A 2,269-nucleotide genomic window follows, 5' to 3' on the forward strand; every position below is an offset into this window, starting at 1 on the left:
CCGAGCCCGCTCACTACGCGCTCTACGGAGCGTTCGCGGGCCTTCCCGCCGCATGGCTGCTCCGCCGCGCCGCCGAGGCCTCCTGGGCACGGGCGGCGGCCGCCCTCGCGTTCCTGTGCTTGGGATTCCATCCGCGTTCCGGGATCGAAAACGTGCTCACCGTGGTCACGTCCGCGTCCCGCGCGCGGGCGGAGCGGGCCGCCGAGATGAAGCCGATTCCTCTCGGGGGCGGCGCCCTCGTTCCGGCCGTCCAGGCCGAGGATCTGGCCGCCTTGAAATCGGCATTCGACCGCGTGATGGGGCCGGGCGACACGTTCTTCGATTTTTCCAACGAGCCCGCGCTCTACTTCCTTCTCGACCGCCGAATGCCGGTCCCGTTCCTGGGACCCGAGTTCTACGAATCGGAAGGGGCGCAGCGCCGCGTGATCGCGCTCTGCGAACGGGAGCGGCCGCTCGTCGCGATCGCCCGCGCGGGCAACGGACTCGACGCGATCGACGGCGTCGCCAACGAAATCCGGGCGCCGATCGTGGCGGGCTATCTGAAGGAGAAGTATCGACCGTTCGCCGTCGTCGGCGGTCGCGAAGTCCTAATCCGCGCCGATCGCCGCGCTCGATAGACGATTCCGGATCCCGACCGCGGCGGCGGTGAGGATCGCGAGCCCCGCCAGCGCCGCGCCGAACCGAAACGACGACGGTCGGTATTCGAGGCGGATGCGATGCCGGCCGGCCGGCACCCGGAATCCGAGGAAGGCGTGGTTCGCGAAGCGGATGTCGAATCGTGTATTGTTCTCTCGCGCCCGCCATCCCTTCCAGTTCGTCTCCGACGCGACGATCCAGGCGGGAGCGGCCGCATCGACGTCGATCAGGAGATCGGGACCGTCCTCGCGGACACGGAGGTCGGCCCGGCCGTTCTCGATCTCGCGGGTCGGTTCGCCGGGGTCCTCGATCCAGGCGAGGTCGGAAAAATCGGCGCAACGCTCCATTTCGTCGATCGAAGCGGCGGCGCCTCCCGTGAATCGGATCCTGCGGGGGGCGAAGGCGCGGGGAAGGGCCGAGGCGTTCTCGTCGATCGAAAGCGAAGCGCCGCGTGCGAAAAGCGACCAGCCCGGCGGCGCCGGCGCGCCAGGATCCGCGGCGAGGAACCGCGCGTTCAGGAACCGCAGGAACGGCCGCGAGGGGTCGTCCACCCGGTTGAACCAGAGCCGCTGCGGGACGGACCAGAGCGGGAACGTTTCGGTCAGCCGGGCGTTGTTGAGTCCCTCGTATCCGCGGGCGTCTTCGATGCCGTACAGCGCGGACTGGTTCGGCTGCAGCGCGTTTCCGAGCCCGGCGATCCGCCAGGGAGCGTCTCCGCGCGGCAGCCGGCCGAGCTCCGGGATCGGAGGATAGAAATCGCGCGCCGAAAACGTCGGCGAGAGCCGCGGCATCGCGGCGACGCGCACGACGAGGAAGATCGCGAGGGCCGCCGGGGCGAAGATCGCGGGCCGCGGCCCCGCCGCTGACCACGCCGCGAACACCAGGAGGATTCCGCCGACCGCGAACGCCGCCGCGCGATCGAACCGCGCGGGATCGACGTGCCGCGAAACGAGCGTCGCATGGCGCCACACCGCGGCGATCACCGCCGCCCCCGCGCCCGCCGGCAGCAGGATCGCGCGGCGCCAAGACGCGGCGGCGAGCTGCTCGAGGCCGATCGCCGAAAGCGCCGCGAGGAGAAACGCGGTCGCGCTCGCCAGCCGGTTGTTCAGCGCGAGCCGAAAGACGGGAAGCCGGTTCACGACGTCGGCGAAGCCCGGAAACCCGACGGCCACAGCGAGCGTGAGGAGCGAAAGCCCGGCGAGCGGCCATTTCTCCCGGCGCCACGAGAGGAGCGCGAACGCCGCGAGCGAGAGTCCGACCCCGCCGATCGACGCCGCGGTCGCCGAATCGAAGCTGGGCGCGGACGGGCTCGACGATGCCAGCCAACCGCCGTAGGCGTCGGGGCACACCGCTCCGGCGGCGCTTCGGAACGCCTCCGCCGGGGCCTGGGAGGTCTTCCCCGCCGGCGCCGAAATCCGCTGCCGGGCCTCGACGCTCTGGGGCAGCGCCTCGAGAATCGGCAAAACGGCCGGAGCCGCAAGCGCGAACGCGAAGAGTCCCGCTCCGGCCGCGGTGGCGAACGCGCGCGGCCTCCCCGGGCGGACCTCCACGAGGAACCAGACTCCCGCCACCGCCGCGGAATGGAAGGCCGACTCCGGATGTCCTCCGACGAGCGCGAGGAAGAGAGCGGCCG

General features: G+C 71.5%; 2 protein-coding genes. One reads left to right on the plus strand and one right to left on the minus strand.

All coding sequences use genetic code 11. The features are described from left to right. A partial coding sequence (locus VFS34_10430) for a hypothetical protein (protein ID HET9794869.1) occupies positions 1-617 on the plus strand: 617 nt, incomplete at its 5' end. Here the strand turns inward: VFS34_10430 and VFS34_10435 are convergent. Beyond that, positions 588-2,269 (minus strand): YfhO family protein (locus tag VFS34_10435; GenBank protein ID HET9794870.1); only part of this gene is annotated, 1,682 nt, incomplete at its 5' end. The two genes, VFS34_10430 and VFS34_10435, sit on opposite strands and share 30 nt — an antisense overlap.

It is taken from the genome of Thermoanaerobaculia bacterium (genome assembly GCA_035717485.1).
Classification (GTDB): Bacteria; Acidobacteriota; Thermoanaerobaculia; order UBA5066; family DATFVB01; genus DATFVB01.